Here is a 21,418-nt window from a genome sequence, read left to right on the forward strand (position 1 = left end):
CAACGGCAGAGGCCACGCCTTTACCGACCATTAACAGGTGCGTGAGGGCCGCTATGCAGGCAGAAGACGGTGTATCGAGCGTCCCACTCGATGGACACACCCTCTCCATCGAGGGTCTCGTGATGATCGCCACGGGCATGGCGCACGTCACCGTGGACCCGATCGCCCTGGCGCGGGTGGACGCCCGGCACGGGATCCTCCAGGCGGCCCGCGAGCACGGCGCGGTGTACGGCGCGAACACCGGCGTCGGCGCCAACCGGCACGAGAGCGCCGGCCCCGCCTCCGACCACGGCTTGCGGCTGCTGCGCAGCCACTGCGCGGGAGTGGGCCCGGTCGAGGACGACGTCACCGCCCGAGCAGCCATGACGGTACGCCTGAACCAGATCCTGGCCGGCGGATCCGGGGTCTCCCGCCGGATCGCCGAGGCCATCGCCACGGCGGTGCGGGACGGCGCCGTGCCCACCCTGCACCCGTGGGGCGCGATCGGCACGGCCGACCTGTCCGCCCTGGCCGAGCTGGGGCTCACCCTCGCCGGCGAACGCCCCTGGCGCAACGGCCCCGGCCCGACCACCCGGATCGACGCCACCGACGCCCTGCCGATGATCAGCTCCAGCGCGCTGACCGTGGCGACCGCCGCGCTCGCCCTCATCGAGGTGCAGACCCAGCTGCGCGCGTCGATCGTGGTGGCCGCCCTGTCGTTCCTGGCGCTGCGCGGCAACCCCGAGGCATACGACCCGGTCGTGCACCAGGCGCGTGCCCACCCCCAGCAGGCGAAGGTCGCGGCGACGCTGCACGCGCTGGTCACCGGGTGCGGGCCGGCCGTGCGGATCCAGGACCCGTTCGGCCTGCGCGTCGTCCCTCAGGTCACGGCACCGGCGATCCACGCGGCGCGCGAACTGAACGGTGTGCTCACCGCCGAGCTCAACGCTGCCGTCGAGAACCCCCTGGTGACCGACGACGGCGTCCTCCATCACGGGCAGTTCCACACCGCCACCCTAGCCACTGCCCTGGACAGCATGCGTAGCGCTTTCCTACCAGTTCTATCTCTTTCCTCGGCCCGGCTGGGTTTGCTGATGCGTCCCGACCTGACCGGTCTGCGCGCCTTCCTCGCCTCCGGCCCGCCCGGCAGCTCAGGCCTCATGATCAGCGAATACGTGGTCCAGGACCTGCTCACCCAGATCCGTGTCGGCATGCAGCCGACCGCGGCCGGCACCCTGTCGATCTCGCTGGGCCTGGAGGAACATGCGAGCTTCGCCACTCAGGGTGCCCGATCGCTGCGCACCATGACCGAGCTGGCCCCGATGATGCTCGCCGCCGAACTGGTGGCCGCGGTCCGCGCGCTACGGATGGCGCCCGGCCGGCTGACCAGCGGGCTGGCACTGCGGGCGTTCGAGCTGGCCGACAAGTCCATGGACCCGGACGAGGACGATCGCCCCTTGGGCACCAGCCTGGAACGCGCCGCGGCTCTCCTCCCCCAGCTGGCCGATCTCTAGGCGTTGATTCTGCGCCTAGCCGGGGTCCAGCGGTCGCAGTTCGTCCGCATAGCTCACGGCGTGCCGCCGGAGCACCCCGCTGGGACTGATCGAATACTGCCCCATCCGCCACAAAGGCGGCGAATAGGCATGAATCGACACCGAGCCGTCCACGGCCCCGGCCATCCGATGAATGTGGTCCGGTCCGAACGCGAACGCCCGGCCCTCCCCCACGACCCGGGTCACCGGTTCCCCGCCCATCCGCGGATTGGCCTCGGAGACCGCACCCCGGACCACGGCGACCGCGCCGGACGAGATGTCGTGGTCGTGCCAGCCGGTGTCGTCCTCGACGTTCCAGCACAGCACCCAGACGTCGATGTCACTGTCCCGGTACAGCGACGCGTAATGCCGTTTCCCGGTGTCATGGCGTACCAGCGACTCCCAGAGCTCGGGGCGCGCGGCCAGTGAGCTGACCCAGGTCTGCAGCTCTTTCGGGGTGAGGACGCGGCCGGGCAGCTCCGGCAGGTCGGTGACCGCGACGGTGTCAGTCGTCATCGTGACTCTCCGGTCAGCATCTGGTGGGGGTTCGCGGTGAACATGGCGTGGGCGAACGCGTCGCCGAGGCCCGGGTCGCACGGCTGGGCATAGGGCCGGTCCGAGCCGTGCACGATGCCGTCCACACCGACGACGCGGACCATCGCGTCGATCGCGCGGGTGCCGTACGAACTGGTCTCGTAGAAGACGCCCGGGTCGACGACGCCGAACGACCCGCCGCGGGCGGCGAGCCGTTCGTGATGCAGCGGCGCCAGCCCGGCGAGCGCGACGAATCCGATCCGCAACGCCGGGTGCCGCTCCCGGCCGCAGACGTGCCAGGCCAGCCAGGACTGGTGTAGCTGAGCGACATAGGGCACCAGCGCCGGCCACCACGACGGCAGGTCCGGCGGGCAGGCGGGGGCCGGTCCGGGGTGCACCAGCAGCGGTTTCCCGGCGCGCTCCAGCTCGGTGAGCAGCGGCTCCATCGCGGCGATGCCGTCCGGATCGGCGAGCGCCGTAGCGGGCAGCTGAAGCCCGGCGATCCGCTCCTCGGCGAGGATCTTCGCGAGGGCGACCGGATCAGGATCGGTCACCGAGGCGGCCGCCCAGACCCGGAACGGATCCGGCAGCTCCAGCGCGCTCTCGTGCCAGATGTCGATCAGCTCGGCGCCCTCCGGACCCGGCAGATGCTCGATCCCGAGCGGACTCGACAGCGAAACCAGCGCCAGGCCCGTGCCCTCGGCCAGCTCGGTCGCGCGACGCGCGCTCACGTCGTGGTCCTTCGCATTGACCGGGTACGGGTTCTCGCCCGCCAGATGCAACGTCCAGTCCCGCAGGTAGGGGTAGGTGTCGCGGCGCCGCAGCGCGTCGAGGAAGCGCGACGGCCACAGGTGCTGATGGCAGTCGGCCCGACCCTTGCGGGGCTCGGGGGGAAGCGCTTCACTCATGCATGAAGTGAAGCGCTTCCGTGCCCATTCAGCAAGGTGATCTCAGACAACGGGCGGTGTTACTCTCTGTCGATGCCGCGGCGACGAACCCTGCAGGACCTGGCGGACGCCGCCGGTCTCTCGCTCGCCGCCACGTCGTACGCGCTCCGCGGCGTCCGCGGCTCCCCCGGCACGATCCGGCGGGTCCGGCAGCTGGCCGACGAGCTCGGATACACCGTCGACCCGATCGCCCGTGCCCTGGCGAGCGGCCGCACCGGTTCGGTCGGCGTGAGCGGCTCGCTGCGCGACCTGTGGCAGCAGGACCTCTCCGTGATGCTCACCCAGGCCCTGCGCCGCCGCGGCCGGTACGCGACGATCGCCGACGCCGACGCCGACCCCTCCCAGGAACGCCTCATCGTCGAGCAGTTCGTCGCCCAGCGCGTCGACGGCGCCGTGGTCTCCCCGGTCGACCCGTCGGCGGCGTACTGGCGGCTGCTCGACCCGGCCGTGGCGGTGGTGGCGATAGGCGACGCGCTGACCAGCCGGCCCGGCACCGGCAGCGTGCTGTTCGACAACCGGTGGGGCGTGCAGACCGCCCTGGCCCACCTGGCGTCCCTGGGCCACCGGAGGGTCGGCCTGCTGGCCCCGGCCCTGCCGTCGACACCCGGCCGCCCGGCCGAGGTCCTGGCCGTGGAAGTGGCGGCCACCCTCGGCCTGAAACTGGTCCCGTTCTCCGCCCCGGCGGCAACCAACGCGGCGGTGACGGTGGCGGCCGGCCTGCTGTCCGATCCGAACCAGGTGACCGCGGTCTTCTGCCTGAGCGACTCCCTGGCCTTCGCGGTCTACCAGGCAGCCCGCGACCTGGGCGTCCAGGTCCCGGCCGAGCTGTCCGTGATCGGCTACGACGACCACCAGCTGGCCGCCCTGGTGAACCCCGGCCTGACCACCATGGCCTGGGACGAGGACGCGATAGTCGAAGCAGCGGTGAGCCAACTGGTGGGCCTGCTGGAGGACGAGCCCCCACAGACCCCGGTGTTCCGCCCCGAACTGATCCTGAGAGCCTCAACCACCCACCCCTCCTGACCGCGGCCGACGGGCAGCACGGGGCGTCGGGCAGCGCGTGCGACGCCGGCGAGGCGTCCAGATCTTGTGAGCTTGTGGCGGGCATGCCGGCCCAAACTCACAACGTGCGGGGATTCTCGGCGGCCTGGACCTCTCCGCCGAGTGGGCCTCCGCGATCTTGTGAGTTCGTGGCCGGCATGGCGGCACAAGCTCACAAGATCGGCAAGTCTGCGGCCGGCGACCTCGCAAGCGCCGAGCCCAACCGACCATGATCCGCCCGAGTCGATCTTGCATGTGACCGCCGGCCCCGCGAATCTTGAGCGATCCTTGACCTCCCGGGGTCGGAAATCACTCAAGATCGCTGAGGAGGGGCGGCACAGGGTCAGCGGGGGTCGTGCCGGGTCGTTCGAGCGGCCCTCAGGTGCTCGACGATGCGGTCGAGGTCACGGCCGTAGGGGCGGTCCCGGGTCGACTGGGGCAATTCGCCGAATATCTCGCTCAAGTCATGACTCGCGGTCGCCGCGTCACTCGCGGTCGCTGCGCCCGTGGACAGGAGATTGGCCTGGTGGATCGCGAGGATTTCGCAGGACAGGACTTCGCGTAGGCCGTCCAGGGACTCGGACAGGCATTCGGCCGCCTCGAAGCCGAAGCTCTGCACGTCCTCCTGGCCCGCCGACGTCTCCATCGGGCCGATCAGTGCCGGCGCCGCGAACCTCCGCAGCCGGTGCGCTACACCCACCGCACGCTTGTGCACCACGACCATCCCGGCGTCCACCCCGGGCGTGGCGGACAGCTGCCGAGTCAGCCCCGTAACGCCCGCGTCGAGCAGCCGGTGCAGCCGGGACACGCCCAGTTCGGCCAGGTGGATCACGGCGGTGGTCAGGGAACTCGCTGCGGCGACCAGGTCGGTGCCGGCAAACCCGGCGCTGCCGACGAACCGGCCGTCCAGGAACGCGGGCGAGTCGGAGACGCACCTTAGGCTCCGGTCCACGGCCGCTTCCAGCCCCGCGGTCGCGCGTGTCGCGACGGCCAGCGCGGGCGCGCTCACCCGGAACGACACCGGCGCCTGCAGCGCACGCGGTGGTCCTTCGCCGCGGCTCGCCGCCAGCTCGGCCACGTCGGTACGCGGCTCACGGCTCGCCACCGGCTCAGCCACGCCGGAACGCAGCTCGCGGCTCGCCGTCAGCTCGGCCAGGACGGTACGTAGCTCCGGGTCCCCGTCCCCGAACGCCGGGTGCCACGGGTCGAGACTCGCGTGCGCGATCGCGTGTTCCGCCGCCACCACGGCCGTGACCTGTGCGATCAGTGTGCGCGCCGCCTGTGCCGCGAGCACCGCTAGGCCGGTCAGCCCGGGTACGCCCTCCAGGAACGCGACACCCTCCTTCGCCCCGAACGAATACGGCCGCAGCCCCGCCTCGGCGAGCGCCGGCCCGGCATCGACCGCCCGACCGGACGGATCGAGAACCTGTCCGGTTCCGATCAGCGCGGCCCCGGCATGCGCCAGCGGAATGATCTCCCCGGCCGCGCCCGATCCCCGCGCCGGGATCGCCGGCGTCACGCCCGCGTCGAGCAGCGCGGCCACCTGCAGCGCCAGCTCCGGCGAGGCGCCGGCAGCTGGTTGCAGCAACGTTCGCAGGCGTACGCACAAAAGGGCTCGCGCCTCCTCCCGCCCCAGCCACGGCGCCGATCCGACGGACCGCCCCGCCATCAGGTTGTTCTGATGCCGGGCCTGTTCCTCGGCGTCGAGCCGGATCCCGGCGAGCGCACCCATCCCCGTGTTGACGCCGTAGACCGGCCCGCCCCCGGCCAGCGCCGCCAGCATCACGGCCCGGGCCGCATCGACTTCGGCGAGCAGTTCCGGTGCCAGTTCGAGGCGGGCATCCCCCCGGGCAACGGCCGCGATCAGTTCCGGCCCGAGTTCTTCGGCCTTGCCGATCCGATGCACCGCCGGCCCGGTCATCGGTACTTCAGCATCGTGCCCGTGTCGGCGGCCTGGGCCCTGGTCAGGATCAGGTGGCCGAGGGCCACGTCCAGGATCGACAGGCCCCGGTGCCAGAACAGGATGCGTTCGTCCGCGCGTTCCCGGCCCGGCTTGCCGCCGCTGACGATCTCGCCCAGCTGGGCGTACAGAGATTGCTCGGTCAGGCGGCCGGTGTCGACGTGGGCGCGCAGGGCGCCGAACCGGCCAGACTGGGACTCGCGCCAGTCGTCGACGACCACCTTGTCCATGACGTCGAGCAGGTCCAGTTCAACGGCGCTGATCGTTCCGTACGGGACCACGAACGCGCCCGGCTTCACCGCGGCGGTACGCAGCAACGGCTCCGGTTTCTCCAGACGGGACGCCTCGACCAGGATGTCGGCGTTGTCGTACGCCTCATCGGCGGTGGCGACCGCGCGTACCGGCGTGGTGGTGACCTCGCGCAGGCGCGCCGCGAAGGCCTCCCGGGATTCGGGCCGGCGGCTGGTCACCCGGATCTCCTCCAGGGGGAACAGGCTGTCCAGCATGGTCACGTTGGCGAAGGCGGTGCCGCGCGCGCCGACGTGGCCGAGGATCGCGGAGTCCGGGCGGGCCAGGTGTTTCGCGCCGACGGCGGTCATCGCGCCGGTGCGGACCTCGGTGATCAGCGTCGCGTCCAGGATCGCCAGGGGTACGCCGGTGTGCGGGTCGAACAGGGTCAGCATCGCCATCTCGCTGGGCAGGCCCCGCAGGTAGTTCGGGACGAAGTCGCCGACCACCTTGACCCCGCTGACGCCGCGTTCACCGAGCGTGGAGACGTGCCCGCGCAGAATGTTGAAGTGCCCGGTGCCGCCGTTGTCGGGGACCAGATGGGTACGCGGCTCGAAGACGGTCTCGCCCCGCCCGTGCGCGGCCACGACCGACTCGACGGCTTCGATCACCTCGGCGTGCCCGATGTTCAGCTCGTCGATGTCGGCGCCGTTCAGGTACCGCAGCCAGATCGTCATACGACAGCCAACCCCCAGCAGATGCGCTGAATCAACATATGCACCCTATCGGATTTGTGTTCTAGAATATTCAGTCATGGCGCCTGAGGACTGGCTGTTGAATCTGGCGCAGCAACACCGCCTGTCACCCACCCAGCGGCAGATCGTGCAGCGGATGCTCGGCATGTTCCCCGGGGTGGCGTTCCTCTCCACGGTCGAGATCGCCGAGCAGACCGGCGTCAGCCAGCCGACCGTGACCCGGCTCGCCACCGCGCTGGGGTTCGCCGGCTTCCCCGAGTTCCGGACCGCGTTGCGCGAAGCCGTCCTGTCAGGCGTTCCGGAGCAACGGGGTCCCGGGCAGCGGGCGCCGGAGCGGTTCGACGCCGGCGTGGTCGCGATCGAGCAGGAGTGCGCGAACGTCGGCAGCCTGCACCGGGTGGTCACCGGCGACCGGATGGCTGCGGCGGTCCGGCTGCTGGCCGCGTCGCAGCCGCTCGGCGTGGTCGGCCTGCGGGCGTCCGCCGCACTGGCCGAGCACTTCGGCTTCTTCGCCCGGCGGATCCTCCCGTCCGTGACCACCTGCACGAACGCCGGCACCCTGGCCGACACCGTGCTGCAGCTGCGCCAGCAGGACGCGTCCGCGCTGCTGATCTTCGCGATGCCCCGGTACCCGGCGGCCACTGTCGCGGCGATCCGGCGGGCCCGCAAGCTCGGGCTGTCCACCGTGGTGATCGCCGACAGCGCGCTCGCGCCGTTCGCCGGCGAGGCCGACGTGCTGCTGGTGGCGCCGGTCGGCACCGGGCTGGTCTTCGACTCGCACGCGGCGGCCGTGGTGCTGTCGATCAGTCTGCTCGACGCGATCGCCGCCACCGACCCGGAGCGGACCCAGCGGCGGCTCGAAGCCCACGAGTCCCTGGTCGACGACTGGATCCACGAAGCCTGACGATCAGGGTGTCGCGGTGCCTCACCGAGGCTTGCGGGCCGGGCAGGTTTCGTCGTTGCGGGGGCGCTCAATTCCGTACCAAAGAATCTGCCGCAAGCGCGGCAGCTAGCTCGCGCTGGCACTGCCTTGCGGGAAAGGCCTGGTTAAATGGTGTTGTCAACACCGCTGACAACTGCGATGCTTGAGGGGAAGCCGCTGACCTGGCGGCCCGGGAACCGGGGTGGTGTCAGTGCGCGGCGGCCAGTTTTTCGACTCGGTCCAGCAGGGCGCTGATCAGTTCCAGCAGGACCGTCTCGTCCTCGATGCCGGCGAAGAACGGCGCGGCGGCGGCGATGTTCGGGTAGCGGCGGACCGGCAGCGCGCGGTACTCGCGAGCCCACGCCGACTCGTCACCCTCCCGGCTCGACTCGTCCATCGCGGTGTAGGCACTGATCATCGCGGCGTAGGACATCACGGTGTCGTCGAAGACGCGGTGCTGCACGGCCGCGAGCTCGTCGGCGAGGCCGGCCTCCCGCAGAGCACCCAGAATCTCCTCGGCGAGACGGAACTCACCCTGCCGGCGCGTGGTCCGCAACGCCAGGATCGGCGCGATCGCCGGGTGCGCCACGAACGAGCGGACCATCTCCTGGGACAGCCACTCCAGGCGGGACCGCCACGCGAGGTCGTCGGGCAGGCCGTCGACGATCGCGCTCAGCAGGCGGTCGGCGACTTCCAGAACGATCTGGTCCCGGTCCCGGAAATGCCGGTAAACCGCTGTCGGATCCACGCCGAGCTCCTTGCCGAGGGCCCGGATGCTGAGCGCGTCAGCGCCGGCATTCTCGGCCAGTCGCGTCGCCGCGTCGACGATCAGCTCAGGTGTCAGCGCCACTCGGGCTCGCAAATTTCCTCCAGTTCTCGGTCCAAGCAACCGACCAATGCTAGTGCTCCCCCCTCCTTCCGCACCGAGGTGCAACCCATGAACCGACAGTCATTGACCGATGTGAGTTACTCCACCTACTGGTTGTCCGACCCCGGACGGCCCGCCGTTCGCGGACCGCTGACCGGAGAGCTCTCCACCGATCTGGTGGTCATCGGCGGCGGCTACACCGGGTTGTGGACCGCGATCATCGCGAAGGAGCGGGACCCGCAGCGTGACGTCGTCCTGATCGAGGGCGGCCGGATCGGGCACGCCGCCTCCGGGCGCAACGGCGGATTCGTCGCGGCCAGCCTCACCCACGGCTTCGCCAACGGGCACAGCCGCTGGCCGGAGGAGATCGCCACCCTCGAACAGCTCGGCCTGGAAAACCTGCAGGGCATCGAGGACACCATCAATCGGTACGGCATCGACTGCGACTGGGAACGCACCGGCGCCCTGGACGTGGCGACCGAGCCGCACGAGGTCGAGGCGCTGCGCCAGGGTGTCGAGCTGGCCCGCAGTCAGGGCGTCGACGTCGAGTTCATGGACCACGCCGCGGTACAGGCCGAGGTCCGGTCGCCGCGCTTCCTGGCCGGCGCGTGGGACCGCACCGGCACCGCCATGGTCAACCCGGCGAAGCTGGCCTGGGGCCTGGCCGAGGTGGCCGAGCGGCTCGGCGTGCACATCTTCGAGGGCACGTTCGCGAACGGCCTGGCCCGGGACGGCGCCGGCATGCTGGTGGAGACCCCGCTCGGCCGGGTGCGCGCCCGTCACGTGGCCCTTGGCACCAACGTCTACCCGTCGCTGGTGAAGCGGACCCGGCTCTACACGATCCCGGTCTGGGACTACGCGCTGATGACCGAGCCGCTGTCCGCTGCGCAAAGGGATGCCATCGGCTGGCAGAACCGGCAGGGGCTCGGCGACTCCGGCAACCAGTTCCACTACTTCCGGCAGACCGCCGACCACCGCATCCTCTGGGGCGGGTACGACGCGATCTACCACTACGGCGGGAAGATGGATCTCTCGCACGAGCACCGGCAGGAGACGTACCACCGGCTCTCGGACCACTTCTTCGACACGTTCCCGCAGCTCGACGGGCTTCGCTTCACCAACGCGTGGGGCGGGGCGATCGACACGTGCACCCGGTTCTCGGCGTTCTTCGGGTCGGCTTACGGCGGCCGGGTGGCGTACGCCGCGGGGTATACGGGCCTGGGTGTGGCCGCCACGCGGTTCGGCGCCGACGTGATGCTGGACCTGCTGTCCGGGGAGCGGACGAAGCGGACGGCGACCCGGATGGTGCGGTCGAAGCCGCTGCCGTTCCCGCCGGAGCCGGTTCGCTGGGCGGGGGTGGAGCTGACCCGGCGGTCACTGGCCCACGCCGACGCGAATGGCGGGCGGCGAAACCTGTGGCTCAAGGCGATGGACAAGGTCGGCTTCGGCTTCGACAGCTGACAGGTCGGATGACCATCAGCCGATCTTGAGCGATTCTGGCCCCCAGGGGCGGAAAATCGCTCAAGATCGGCGTGAGGGGCTCTTACGCCAGACGCTCCTGCTCGGCGGCGATCGTCGTGTCGTCGCCGTGGCCGGTGTGCACCACGGTCTCCCCCGGGAGCGCGAACAACTTCGCCTTGATCGAGTCCACGATCAGGCCGGCGTCCGAGTACGACCGTCCGGTCGCCCCCGGACCGCCCTGGAACAGCGTGTCACCGGTGAAGACGCTGCCGAGCTCGGGCGCGTACAGACAGACCGCTCCCGGCGCGTGCCCCGGCGTGTGCAGCACGGTCAGCGTGGTGCCGCCGACCGCGATCTCCGCGCCGTCCGCCAGGTCCGCGTCCCAGACCTCGTCCTTACCGTGGGTCAGCTCCCACAGCGGCCGGTCGTCCGGGTGCAGGAAGATCGGCGCGCCGGTGCGCTCCCGCAGCGCCGGCGCGACCCGGACGTGGTCGTCGTGGGCGTGCGTGCAGACGATCGCCACGATCTTGCGGCCGCCGACCACGGCGAGGATCGCGTCCACGTCGTGCGGCGCGTCGATCACCACGCAGTCGTTGTCGTCGCCGACCACCCAGATGTTGTTGTCGACGTCGTACGTCTGCCCGTCCAGGCTGAACGTCCCGGCGACGACGGCATGATCGACCCGGGCCGTCACAGGACTACCACCGAACGCAGCACCGGAGTGCCACCGCCGTGCATCGCGGCGAACGCGGCCTCCACGTCCTCGATGCCGACCTCCTCGGTGACGAAGGCGTCCAGGTCGAGGCGGCCCTGCTTATAGAGATCGACCAGCATCGGGAAGTCACGGCTGGGCAGGCAGTCGCCGTACCAGCTGGACTTCAGCGCGCCACCGCGGCCGAACACGTCGATCAGCGGCAGGTCCGGCACCTTCATGTCCGGCGTCGGCACACCGACCAGCACCAGGACACCGGCCAGGTCACGGGCGTAGAACGCCTGCTTCCACGTCTCCGGCCGGCCGACCGCCTCGATCACCACGTCAGCGCCGTCAGCGCCCGGATACACCGAGGCGGAAATCCGCTTGATCTCCTCGACCGGGTCGGTCTTCGACGAGTCGACCAGATGCGTCGCGCCGAGCTTGCGGGCCGCCTCCAGCTTCAACGGATCGATGTCGACCGCGATGATCGGCGACGCGCCCGCGAGGGCCGCGCCGGCGATCGCCGCGACACCGACGCCGCCGCAGCCGATCACGGCGACCGACTTGCCCCGGGTCACCCCACCGGTGTTGATCGCCGCACCGATGCCGGCCATCACGCCGCAGCCCAGCAGGCCGACGGCGGCGGGCCGAGCCGACGGGTCGACCTTGGTGCACTGACCGGCCGCGACCAGGGTCTTCTCCGCGAACGCGCCGATGCCCAGCGCCGGCGACAGCTCGGTGCCGTCCTCCAGGGTCATCTTCTGCTTGGCGTTGTGTGTGTTGAAGCAGTAGTGCAGGTCACCGCGCTTGCAGGCCCGGCACTCACCGCAGACCGCCCGCCAGTTCAGCACCACGAAATCGCCGGGTGCGACGCCGGTGACGCCCGCGCCGACCGACTCCACGATCCCGGCCGCCTCGTGGCCGAGCAGGAACGGGAACTCGTCGTTGATACCGCCCTCGCGGTAGTGCAGGTCGGTGTGGCACACGCCGCACGACTGGATCTTCACCACGGCCTCGCCGGGCCCGGGATCCGGAACGTTGATCGTCACGAGCTCGACCGGCGCGCCCTTGGACCGTGCGATGACCGCTTTAACCTGCTGCATGGGTGCGAGGTCCCTTCTTTCATCGGTGTGACAAAGCCTGCCACACTGTGGACCATCGATACTTCTAAGAGGTGAGATGCAACGCTGGGTGAGCCTCCCGCTGGTGGGCGCCGCCCTGGCCTTGGTGATCAATCTCGCCACCGACACCATCAGGATCGACGCACCCTGGTGGCCGTGGGCGGTGTGGGCGACCACGATCGCCCTGCTGGTGGCATCGATCCGGCTCGGCCGTCCGCAGCCGGTCGCCGGCTCGCTCACGGATGTGGCCGCCGTCCTCGCCGACCGGGTCACCGAGGACTGGTCGACGGAGGCGGTCCGCCGTGAGATCTCCCACCCCGACCCGATCCTGGTCTCCTGGTCCTCGACGGGCCGCCCCGCCGCCGGCCGATCCACCGTCCTCGGTTCGTCCACCTGGCAGGAGTTCCCGCTTCGCGGGTCGACGGACGCCTTGAACGAGGACATCCTGACGGCCTTCCGGTGCCTGCGGCACCGTCAGCTCGTGGTCCTGGGCGCGCCAGGCTCGGGAAAGTCCGGCTTCGCACTTCTGCTCACTCTCGCCCTCTTGGGTACGCGCGAAGCCGCCGGCCCGGTCCCGCTGCTGCTCGCCATCAGCGAGTGGGATCCGAACGAACCCGTGAACGCGTACGTGTCCCGTCGGCTGGCCGAGGATTACGCAGCGGTGCTGTCGCCGCACGGCAACCCCGGCACGCTCGCCGGCCAGCTGCTCGAACGCGGGCTGATCCTGCCGGTGCTGGACGGCCTCGACGAGCTGCGCGACGTCGACCGCGCGCTGGACGTGCTGGACCGCTACGCCTCCGCCGGACACCCGCTGGTGGTGACCTGCCGGGCGATCGAGTACGAGGAAGCGGTGTCCCGCAGCGCGATCGTGCTCACGAAGGCCGCCGTCGTGGAGCTCGAGCCGGTGACCCCGAAGGCGGCGATCCGCTTCCTGTCGTACCCGGAGACGACACGTGACCGGTGGGCGGAGGTCTTCGATCATCTGCGCGCACATCCCGGCGGCCCGCTGGCCGAGGTGCTCTCCACGCCGCTGATGGTCTCGCTGGCGAGGATCACCTATCGAGGCGCCGGGACGAACCCCGCCGATCTGCTCGCGTCGTCCACCCCTGAGGAGGTCGCCGGCCTGCTGATGAGCCGCTATCTGAGCACCGTCTACGGTCCACGGCCGGGCCGGTGGACGGGCACCATCGCGTACGCGCTGGACCGCCGGCACAGCCGGGACGTGCGCTGGTGGCAGTTCGACGCCGCGCTGCTCGCCGCCCGCCCGCGGCTGACGCGGTTCCTGACGACGACCGCCGCCGCGCTGCTGATCGGTCTCGTGGCGGCCGGTGCCGCTGCCGCCGCGAACCGGGCGGCGCCGGACCTGGTCCTGGCCGCCGCGTTCACCGCCGGATCGGCCGCCGTGGCCGCCGCCGCCCGCGGCGTACTGTGGGCCCGCCGGCCGGTCGGCGCGTGGCCCGACGAGTACTACCTCCCGATGTATCGCCACCCGAGGTTCCTCGCGTCCCGGGCGCTCTCGATCGTGGGCTGCGCGGCCGTGACCGGGATGCTCACCGGAGCATGGGACGCGGCCCTGCTCGCCGGTGTCGCCGGCCTGGGCGCGACCGCCGTGTGGTCGGTGCTGCCGCCGATTCGCTCGTACCGGCCCGTGCCCCTCGACTCACTGACCGACCTGCGCCGGCTCATCGCCGTCCAGTCGCTGGCGCACGCGCTGCCGAACGGCATCCTGTGGGCCGCCGCGGCCGTCATGACCGGCTCGCCCCCACTGATCGCCGGCCTGGCCGGGGCCGTGGTGTACGGCGGCACGGGCGCGCTGTCCAACGGCGGGCTTCGCGCACTGCGATTCCGTCTGACACACCTGCGCCTCGCCGTTCGTGGACGGCTGCCATGGCGGCTGAACCGTTTCCTCGCCGACGCCCACCGACGCGGTGTGCTGCGCCGGGCCGGCGCCGTCTACCAGTTCCGGCACGTGCTGCTTCAGGAGCATCTCGCGGCGAGTGTGAACGCGCCCCGAGGCCGGGCGCCGCGACCACGCGTCAGCCGCCGGGGGCCGCCGTCGAGGCTCGCCGCCTACGAACCCGCCCACGTGGACCGCCGGTGGCCGCACTAGGTCAACGATTGTTTACCTGATCTTGGGGATCGGTAAGCTGGCGGCATGACTTCACCCGTGCGACGCCGGGACGCGGCCGCCACCCGGCAGCTGCTGCTGGAGGCCGCCCGGCGCCGGTTCGCGGCTGATGGGTACGCGGCGACCTCGGTCCGCGACATCGCCACCGACGCCGGGGTGAACGTGGCGCTGATCAGCCGATATTTCGAGTCGAAAGAGGGCCTGTTCCGGGCCTGCCTGCGCGGGACCGTCGACGACCTCAAGCAGAGCGTCTTCGAGAACCTGCCGCTGGAGGACGCGCCACGGATGCTCGCCGAGAAGATGGCGATCTCGCAGCCGAAGGAGGCGAACCAGCTGCTGCTCCTGCTGCGATCGTCCGGCGACGAGACGGCCGAGCGGATCCGGCTGGACACCCTCGGGTCGCTCGCGCGGCGGCTCGCCGCGGCGGCCGGCAGCGAACCGGACGACCCGAAGGTGCTGCTCAACGCGCAGATCGTGCTCGCCACCGCACTGGGCGCGGTGATCCTGCGGTCGGCGGGGCTGCAACCACTCGCCGCCGCCGACTCCGACCAGCTCGCCGAGCCCCTGGAGAAGGTGATCAGCGTTCTCCTGCCTAAGACCTAGGGCCTAGGCCCTAGGTCTTAGGTCTTAGGTCTTAGGGGAAGACGATCGTGTGGTTGCCGTGCCGGATGACCCGGTCCTCGGCGTGCCAGTGCACGGCCCGCGACAGCACCGCCCGCTCCACGTCGGCGCCGTGCCGCTGCAGCTCGGCGACGGTGTGCGCGTGGTTCACCCGGACCACGTCCTGCTCGATGATCGGGCCCTCGTCCAGGTCCTCGGTCACGTAGTGCGCGGTCGCCCCGACCAGCTTCACGCCGCGCTGCTTGGCCTTGGCGTACGGTCCCGCGCCGATGAACGCCGGCAGGAAGCTGTGGTGGATGTTGATGATCGGCACACCGGCGCGCTCGATGAAATCACCGGACAGGATCTGCATGTACCGCGCCAGGATCACGAAGTCGACGTTGCCGGCCAGCAGCCGCAGGTGCTGCGCCTCGGCCGCCGACTTGTCCGGCCCCTGCGACGGCACGTGAAAGAACGGCACACCGAACGAGCGCACCTCGTCAGCCAGGTCCGGGTGGTTGGAGACGACCATCGCCACGTTGATCGGCAGGTCGCCGCGCCGGTGCCGCCAGAGCAGATCCAGCAGACAGTGACCGTCCTTAGAGGCAAAGATCGCAACCCGCTTGGGTACGGAAAGATCCCGCAGCGTGTACTCCAGGTCGAAACCGGCTTCGAGCTGCTCCCGCAGGTCCTCCTCGATCGCCGGCAGGGCCGCCTTGAGACCGGGCTTGCTGAACACCGTCCGCTGGAAGAAGGCGCCGCCGTGCGGGTTGTCCGAGTGCTGGTCCAGCGACACGATGTTCGCGTCGTGCTTGCCGAGCACCGCGCTGATCGCCGCGACGATCCCGGTCCGGTCCTTGCCGTGCACGATCAGGACAGCCTGGTCAGCGGCGGCGGGCACCTCGGCCGGCAGTGCGGGGGCGTGCTGGGTCAAAGACACGATCGTCAGGTCCTTCCGATGTTCACGGGTCGCGACGATCGTGCCTGGTGATCACCCCGGCGGCGTCGCGGGGGTCGGAGTTTCCCAGATCAGGGCGCCGGCAGACGCACGGTGAAGGTGGTGCCGAGGTCCGGGGTGCTCTCCGCCACCAGCGTCCCGCCCTGGTCGGCGACTATCCGGCGGGCGATCGTCAGCCCCAGCCCCGATCCCCCGGTCGCACGCTGCCTCGCCGGATCCGCCCGCCAGAAACGGTCGAAGACCCTGGTCACCTCTTCCGGTGTCATGCCGACGCCGGTATCCCGTACCCAGAGAAATGCGCCATGCGCATCGCGCGCCACCGAGATCTCCACGCGCCCGCCCGCGTCGGTGTAGCGGATCGCGTTGCTGAGCAGGTTGCCGAGCACCTGGCGGGTGCGATCCGGATCGGCGCGGACCTCGACCGGATCGGGTGCGTCCACGACGAGTTCCACGCCGGCGTTGTCGGCGACCGCGCGGTGCACGGTCGCGGCGGTGGCGGCCAGTTCGGACAGGTCGACCGGGACCGGGGTGTAGTCCAGGTCGCCGGCCTCGGCCAGGGCGAGAACCTGCAGGTCGTCGAGGATGCGGCGCTGCAGCAGCGTCTCCTCGTGCAGCGAGGCGAAGATCTCCGGGCTCGGCTCGATCACGCCGTCGGCCAGGCCTTCGAGATATCCGCGCAGGTTGGACAGGGGCGTACGCAGCTCGTGGGCGACATCGGCGATGAGCCGGCGCTGGCGTTCCTCGCTGCGCTGCAGCGCCTCGGCCATCGAGTTGAACGAGGCGGAGAGCCGGTCCAGGTCGTCGCCGCCACCCTGCGGCACCCGCACGTCCAGCCGGCCCGCCGCGAGCTGCAGCGACGCGCCGGTGAGCAGGTGCACCGGGCGGCTCACCCGGCGGGCGATCCACGCGGTTCCGAGCGCCGCGACCACCACGACGCCGGCCACGCCGTACCCGGCCTGCCGGCTCAGCTGCGAGAGGTCCGGATCACCCGGCGCGCCGAAGAAGATCTCCACGGGTACGGCCGACGTGCTCAGCGCGCCCTGGGCGAACCTCTCGGTGAGGCATTCGTCGTACGCGAACATCATCAGCCGGCAGCTGGACAGTTCCGTCCACAGGCTGTCCCGCCAGGCGGTGTCGCCGCGGACCCGGTTGTTTGCCGCGGCCCGGCAGGACGGCTCGGCACTCAGCTGTTCCGGGTCCAGGTACGGCGAGGTGATCGTCGCGAGCGCCGGCGACCAGGCGTCGTGCTCGGCCATGCACCGGACCTTCACCAGCGCGGCCCGGTACTGCGCGAGCTGGTAGAGGGCCTGCGCGTCGGGTTCACCGGGCGGGATCGGCGCGAACAGGTCGGCCGCCAGGACGGGCGCCGCCGGTGTCGCGGCCGGGCGGATCTTGCGGATCACCGGGTCCGGCGCCGCACCGGACAGCACCGCCGCCATCGCCATCTGGTCGGCGGCGCTGACGATCAGCGGGTCCAGCGCCGGCACCGGCTGGACCTGGCGGGACAGCAGCTGGATCGGCCCGGCTGCCCGCCCCAGCAAATTATCGGAATCGGTCAGCACCGTGTCGCTCGTCGTCTCCACCCGGATGTGCAGCCCGGTGCTCTCCGCCAGGTCCGCGACCACCCCGTCGATGCCGGCCCACTGCCCTCGCTGGATGCCGAACCGGCGGATCTCGTCGACGATCGCCGCCTCGTGCCGGTCCCGGGCCCGGTCGACCCGGGCCGCCTCCCGGGTGGTGAGGCTGATCGTCAGCCAGGCCGTCGCGCCGATCGCGGTCACCGCGACGACCAGCACGAGCAGGAAGATCCGGACCCGGAACGTCACTGCTCGGCCATCCGGTAACCCCGGCCGTAGACCGTCTGCACGTACCGGGGATCGGCCGGATCCTTCTCGATCTTGCGCCGGAGGTTGACCACGTGGGCGTCGACCGTGCGGTCGGAGACGTCGTTCTCGAAGCCGAACACCTTGTCCAGGATCTGCGCGCGGGTGAAGACCCGCCCCGGCTCGCGGGCCAGCAGCTCCAGGATCCCGAACTCCTTCGCGGTCAGCCGTACCGGCTCGCCCGCGACGCGGACCTCGAAACGCGGGCCGTCCACCTCCAGGTCACCGGCGCGCAGCACCTCGCTGTCGGTGTTGTTCCTGGCTCGCCGCAACAGCGCCCGGATCCGAGCGGTCAGCTCGCGCGGGCTCACCGGCTTCGCGAGGTAGTCGTCGGCGCCGATGTCGAGGCCGAGCAGCATGTCGTTCTCCGCCGAGCGGGCGGTCACCATGACGATCGCGACGTCCGACTCGGCCCGCAGGATCCGGCACACGTCCAAGCCGTCGACCAGCGGCATCATCACGTCCAGCACGATCAGGTCCGGCTTACGGGCGCGGGCCTGCTCCAGCGCCGCCCGGCCGTCGCCGACCGTCAGCACCTGATGCCCCTCGCGCTCCAGGTAGAGGCGGATCAGCTGGGCGTGCTTCGGGTCGTCGTCGGCAACGAGGATGCGGGCGGTCACGGCTCGCATTCTGGCTGGTCCTCGCAACGATGCCCAAGAAATGTCAGGTTCTGATGAAGAACCACCGCGAGTTCCGGTGCGAACCCGGATCCGGGCCGGAACCGCACAGGTTCTTCACAACCACAGTCCTACGGTCGCCTTCCCTTTACCTGTGGAGGCTTCCATGTGCGGACTGAGTGCTTTCGTCAGCAGCCGGCCCGACGCGGGGCCGCCGGATGCGGGCACCGCCGCCGCCTTCAGCGCCGCACTCGCGACGATGCGGCACCGGGGGCCGGACGACACCCGGATCGAGTACGGCGACGGGTACGCCTTCGGCTTCAACCGCCTCGCGATCATCGACCGTGAGCTGTCGGCGCAGCCGCTGCACTACGCCGGACGCTGGACCGTCGTCTTCAACGGCGAGATCTACAACTACCGGGAGCTGCGCGCCGACCTGATCCGCTCGCACGGCGCCACTTTCGAGACCGACGGCGACTCCGAGGTCCTGGCAGCGGCCTTCCACTACTGGGGTGAGGCCGCGCTGCCCCGGCTGCGCGGGATGTTCGCCTTCGTGGCGTACGACCACCGCACCGGCACGCTGCACGCCGCCCGGGACGCGTTCGGGATCAAGCCGCTCTACCTGCTGGAGACTGCCGACGGCCTGCACCTGGCCAGCGAGCGCAAGGCCCTGGACCCGTTCGCCGCACCGGCCGGCGCGGCACTCGACACCGACGCGCTCGCCCACTATCTGACGTTCCAGTACGTGCCCGACCCGCTCACCCTGCACCGGCACATCCGGCGGCTGCCGCCGGGCCACCGCTTGGTCTGGACCCCGGGCGGCGGGGTACGCGTGCATCGCTGGTTCAAGCCGTCGCTGCGTCCGTTGCATGTTCAGCCACAGGCGGCGTACCAGGCGATCCAGGACGCGCTGACCGCCAGCGTGCGCCGCCACCTGCACGCCGACGTGCCGGTCGGCACGTTCCTCTCCAGCGGCGTGGACTCCTCGGCGATCGTCGCGCTGGCCGCCCGGGAGAAGCCGGACATCCACGCCTTCACCGCCGGCTTCGCCGCCAGTGGATACAGCGAGATCGAGGTCGCTGCCGACACCGCCGGCCAGCTAGGGGTACGCCTGACGCCCACCGTCGTCTCGGATGAGGACGTCCTGGCGGCCCTGCCGCGAATCGTGCAGCTGCTGGACGACCCGATCGCCGACCCGTCGCTGATCCCGCTGTACTTCCTGGCGCAGACCGCGTCGCGGCACGTCACCGTGGTGCTCTCCGGCGAGGGCTCGGACGAGCTCTTCGGCGGGTACCGCATCTACCGGGAGCCGCTGTCGCTGGCCGGCGTGGACAAACTGCCGCCGGGCGTGAAACGCGGCCTGCGGCACCTCGCCGACGTGCTGCCCGAGGGGGTGCGTGGCCGGTCGTTCCTGGAACGCGGAACCACCCCGATCGAGCAGCGATATTACGGAAATGCCAGGATTTTTACCCCCGAGGAGAAGGCCCGCCTGCTCCGCTTCACCGCCCAGCCGCACACCGACATCACCGCCCGCCTGTACGCCGAGACCGCCGACGTCGACGACGTGGCCTCGATGCAGTACGTCGACCTGCACACCTGGCTGCCCGGCGACATCCTGGTCAAGGCCGACCGGATGTCGATGGCACACAGCCTGGAACTCCGGGTCCCGTTCCTCGACCAGCAGGTCTACGCGTCCGCCGCCGGCCTGCCGACGGAGCTGAAACTCCCGGCCGGCTCCCGCTCGACGAAACACGCCTTCCGCGAAGCGATGAAGGGCATCGTCCCGGAGTCGGTCCGCGACCGGGCCAAGCTGGGCTTCCCGACCCCGACGAGGCTGTGGCTGAAAGGCCAGATCGGCGACTGGGCAGACGACCTGATGGCGACGTCCCAGGCCGGTCACCTGCTCGACCTGAACTACGCCCGGGGCCTGCTCGCCGAGCACCGCCGCGGCGAGGCCGACCGCTCCCGCAAGGTCTGGACGGTCGCGATGTTCTGCCTCTGGCACGCCATCACGGTCGAGAAGTCCATCACCGTAACCCCCCAGCGCGACTACGCCGCCCTCTAATCGAACCACCCCGCCGCCCCACAGTGACCGGCCGATCCGCGCTGACAGACTGACCGACCGACTTGCTGGCTGGCCGACTTGCTGGCTGGCCGACTGGCTGACGGGCTGACCGCGCAGCCCCGACGAGTGTGTCGACTTCGGGTTCGCTACGCCCCCAAAATCGACACACACCCGCGACCCGCTCGCCCTGTCAGCGGCTGCGGTCACCGGTCAGTCGACGGCGCGCAGCTGGCTCCGGTGGCTCTCCAGGACCGGGGTGGATTTCTTCGCCAGCTCCTTCAGCGCCGGGTCGTCGCCCTGACTAGCCTGCCCCTCGGCCAGTTTCAGCGCCTCCGCATTGGCGGTGAGCTGGGTGGACACGAACAACGGCTCGAACGCCGCTCCCCCGCTGGCCTGGTACCGCTTCGCCAGCGCCTGCTGCTCGGCACTCGGCGTCGACGGCAGCGCGACGCGCAGGCGCCGGGCCTGTTCGGAGAGGTCGCCGTCGAGCTTGATGTGGTCGCGCATGTAAGAGGCGGCCACGTCCTTCAGCTTCTTGTCGGTGCTCTTGAACCAGGCGATCCGGCCGACCTCGATCGCGGCGAGGTTCACCTGGTGCGCCGTCTTGAGATAGGAGGCGTCGCGGGCCGAGACGTCCGGATCGGCCTGGGCCGCGGTGGCGGGCGCGAGCAGGGCCCCGGCCAGTCCGAGGGTGGTGGCGATGCGCCGGACGAGCATGTCGATCTCCTTCACAGCGGTCCTAGGACAGAGAAATTCAGCCTATAGATCCGGAAAGAGAGTTTTGCCCAGACCGATGAGTTCCGGGTCCGCCGCCGGTCATACCGGTCATGGCGACGATATTCCCGGTCGGCGCGGGGGTCGGCCGCGCGGAGATCCCGTTGCTCTGCGCCGATCTCGCGGCACTGCTGCGCGGCCGGCCGCCGGGAGTGGTGATCTGCGAGGTCACCGGCCCGGAACGGCCCGGCCTCGCGGTGGTCGAGGCCGTCGCCCGGCTGCGGCTCACCACCATCGGGTACGGGTGGCAGCTGCACGTCCGCGACCCCAGCCCCGAACTGCGCCGGCTGATCGGCCTGCTCGGCCTGACCGAGGCCCTGCTGGCCCCGGGCGAAGGCGGTCACCGGTAAC

Annotated in this window: 19 protein-coding genes; 8 read left to right on the top strand and 11 right to left on the bottom strand. The window is 70.8% G+C overall.

Translation table 11 applies throughout. From position 1 onward, the window contains the following. Positions 1-53: 53 nt before the first annotated feature. Positions 54-1,493: an aromatic amino acid lyase gene (locus tag B0I29_RS32865; RefSeq protein WP_111653015.1), complete on the top strand. Its 1,440-nt coding sequence runs from the start codon at positions 54-56 to the stop codon at positions 1,491-1,493. A gap of 15 nt (positions 1,494-1,508) precedes the next feature. Here the strand turns inward: B0I29_RS32865 and B0I29_RS32870 are convergent, their stop codons facing one another. Both B0I29_RS32870 and B0I29_RS32875 read right to left on the bottom strand, forming a co-directional pair. After that, on the bottom strand, positions 1,509-2,027 hold the full coding sequence (locus B0I29_RS32870) for a cysteine dioxygenase (protein WP_111653016.1): 519 nt from the start codon (positions 2,025-2,027) through the stop codon (positions 1,509-1,511). After that, a complete protein-coding gene (locus B0I29_RS32875; protein ID WP_111653017.1) occupies positions 2,024-2,953 on the bottom strand; it encodes an amidohydrolase family protein in 930 nt (309 codons plus the stop codon). Before B0I29_RS32875 ends, B0I29_RS32870 begins: the two co-directional genes overlap by 4 nt. Before the next feature lie 72 nt (positions 2,954-3,025). Here B0I29_RS32875 and B0I29_RS32880 point away from each other — a divergent pair, with 72 nt between their 5' ends. Further along, the gene (locus B0I29_RS32880; RefSeq protein WP_111653018.1) at positions 3,026-4,015 is read left to right on the top strand and encodes a LacI family DNA-binding transcriptional regulator; all 990 of its coding nucleotides are present in this window, start codon (positions 3,026-3,028) and stop codon (positions 4,013-4,015) included. A 361-nt stretch (positions 4,016-4,376) separates the two neighbouring features. On the opposite strand, the gene B0I29_RS32885 is transcribed toward B0I29_RS32880, so the two are convergent. Then, on the bottom strand, positions 4,377-5,954 hold the full coding sequence (locus B0I29_RS32885) for an aromatic amino acid lyase (RefSeq protein WP_111653019.1): 1,578 nt from the start codon (positions 5,952-5,954) through the stop codon (positions 4,377-4,379). Continuing rightward, on the bottom strand, positions 5,951-6,958 hold the full coding sequence (locus tag B0I29_RS32890) for an ornithine cyclodeaminase family protein (RefSeq protein WP_111653020.1): 1,008 nt from the start codon (positions 6,956-6,958) through the stop codon (positions 5,951-5,953). The genes B0I29_RS32885 and B0I29_RS32890 overlap by 4 nt, the downstream gene beginning before the upstream one ends. A 76-nt stretch (positions 6,959-7,034) precedes the next feature. Between B0I29_RS32890 and B0I29_RS32895 the strand changes: the two genes are divergently transcribed. Then, positions 7,035-7,880 carry a MurR/RpiR family transcriptional regulator gene (locus B0I29_RS32895; protein WP_111653021.1) on the top strand — a complete coding sequence of 282 codons (846 nt, stop codon included), beginning with the start codon at positions 7,035-7,037 and terminating at the stop codon, positions 7,878-7,880. A 226-nt stretch (positions 7,881-8,106) separates the two neighbouring features. Here B0I29_RS32895 and B0I29_RS32900 read toward each other — a convergent pair whose 3' ends face one another. After that, entirely contained in the window at positions 8,107-8,748 is a 642-nt protein-coding gene (locus tag B0I29_RS32900) for a TetR/AcrR family transcriptional regulator (RefSeq protein WP_146616959.1), read from the bottom strand. Positions 8,749-8,835: 87 nt separating this feature from the next. On the opposite strand from B0I29_RS32900, the gene B0I29_RS32905 reads away from it, so the two are divergent. Beyond that, the gene (locus B0I29_RS32905) at positions 8,836-10,227 is read left to right on the top strand and encodes an NAD(P)/FAD-dependent oxidoreductase (RefSeq protein WP_111653023.1); all 1,392 of its coding nucleotides are present in this window, start codon (positions 8,836-8,838) and stop codon (positions 10,225-10,227) included. Between the two features lie 82 nt (positions 10,228-10,309). Here B0I29_RS32905 and B0I29_RS32910 read toward each other — a convergent pair whose 3' ends face one another. Then, complete coding sequence (locus B0I29_RS32910) at positions 10,310-10,921, bottom strand: MBL fold metallo-hydrolase (protein ID WP_111653024.1); 612 nt, start codon at positions 10,919-10,921, stop codon at positions 10,310-10,312. Next, entirely contained in the window at positions 10,918-12,024 is a 1,107-nt protein-coding gene (locus B0I29_RS32915) for an S-(hydroxymethyl)mycothiol dehydrogenase (protein ID WP_111653025.1), read from the bottom strand. Before B0I29_RS32915 ends, B0I29_RS32910 begins: the two co-directional genes overlap by 4 nt. 76 nt (positions 12,025-12,100) lie before the next feature. Between B0I29_RS32915 and B0I29_RS32920 the strand changes: the two genes are divergently transcribed. Both B0I29_RS32920 and B0I29_RS32925 read left to right on the top strand, forming a co-directional pair. Then, the gene (locus tag B0I29_RS32920; protein ID WP_111653026.1) at positions 12,101-14,152 is read left to right on the top strand and encodes an NACHT domain-containing protein; all 2,052 of its coding nucleotides are present in this window, start codon (positions 12,101-12,103) and stop codon (positions 14,150-14,152) included. Positions 14,153-14,197: 45 nt separating this feature from the next. After that, positions 14,198-14,773, top strand: coding sequence for a TetR/AcrR family transcriptional regulator (locus B0I29_RS32925; protein ID WP_111653027.1), 576 nt, complete (start codon positions 14,198-14,200; stop codon positions 14,771-14,773). A 31-nt stretch (positions 14,774-14,804) separates the two neighbouring features. Here the strand turns inward: B0I29_RS32925 and purU are convergent, their stop codons facing one another. The 3 genes from purU to B0I29_RS32940 form a co-directional block, all read right to left on the bottom strand. After that, the gene (gene purU / locus B0I29_RS32930) at positions 14,805-15,710 is read right to left on the bottom strand and encodes a formyltetrahydrofolate deformylase (RefSeq protein ID WP_111653028.1); all 906 of its coding nucleotides are present in this window, start codon (positions 15,708-15,710) and stop codon (positions 14,805-14,807) included. An 89-nt stretch (positions 15,711-15,799) separates the two neighbouring features. Continuing rightward, a complete protein-coding gene (locus tag B0I29_RS32935) occupies positions 15,800-17,554 on the bottom strand; it encodes a sensor histidine kinase (protein WP_111653029.1) in 1,755 nt (584 codons plus the stop codon). Further along, positions 17,551-18,240 carry a response regulator transcription factor gene (locus tag B0I29_RS32940; RefSeq protein ID WP_181558084.1) on the bottom strand — a complete coding sequence of 230 codons (690 nt, stop codon included), beginning with the start codon at positions 18,238-18,240 and terminating at the stop codon, positions 17,551-17,553. The genes B0I29_RS32935 and B0I29_RS32940 overlap by 4 nt, the downstream gene beginning before the upstream one ends. Positions 18,241-18,394: 154 nt before the next feature. Between B0I29_RS32940 and asnB the strand changes: the two genes are divergently transcribed. Beyond that, entirely contained in the window at positions 18,395-20,293 is a 1,899-nt protein-coding gene (asnB, locus tag B0I29_RS32945) for an asparagine synthase (glutamine-hydrolyzing) (RefSeq protein ID WP_111653030.1), read from the top strand. 210 nt (positions 20,294-20,503) lie between these two features. Here asnB and B0I29_RS32950 read toward each other — a convergent pair whose 3' ends face one another. Next, positions 20,504-21,010: a DUF4142 domain-containing protein gene (locus tag B0I29_RS32950; protein WP_111653128.1), complete on the bottom strand. Its 507-nt coding sequence runs from the start codon at positions 21,008-21,010 to the stop codon at positions 20,504-20,506. Positions 21,011-21,120: 110 nt separating this feature from the next. Here B0I29_RS32950 and B0I29_RS32955 point away from each other — a divergent pair, with 110 nt between their 5' ends. Beyond that, entirely contained in the window at positions 21,121-21,417 is a 297-nt protein-coding gene (locus B0I29_RS32955; RefSeq protein WP_111653031.1) for an STAS domain-containing protein, read from the top strand. The last annotated feature ends 1 nt before the right edge of the window (position 21,418 follow it).

The organism is Actinoplanes lutulentus (genome assembly GCF_003259845.1).
GTDB classification, from domain to species: Bacteria; Actinomycetota; Actinomycetes; order Mycobacteriales; family Micromonosporaceae; genus Actinoplanes; species Actinoplanes lutulentus.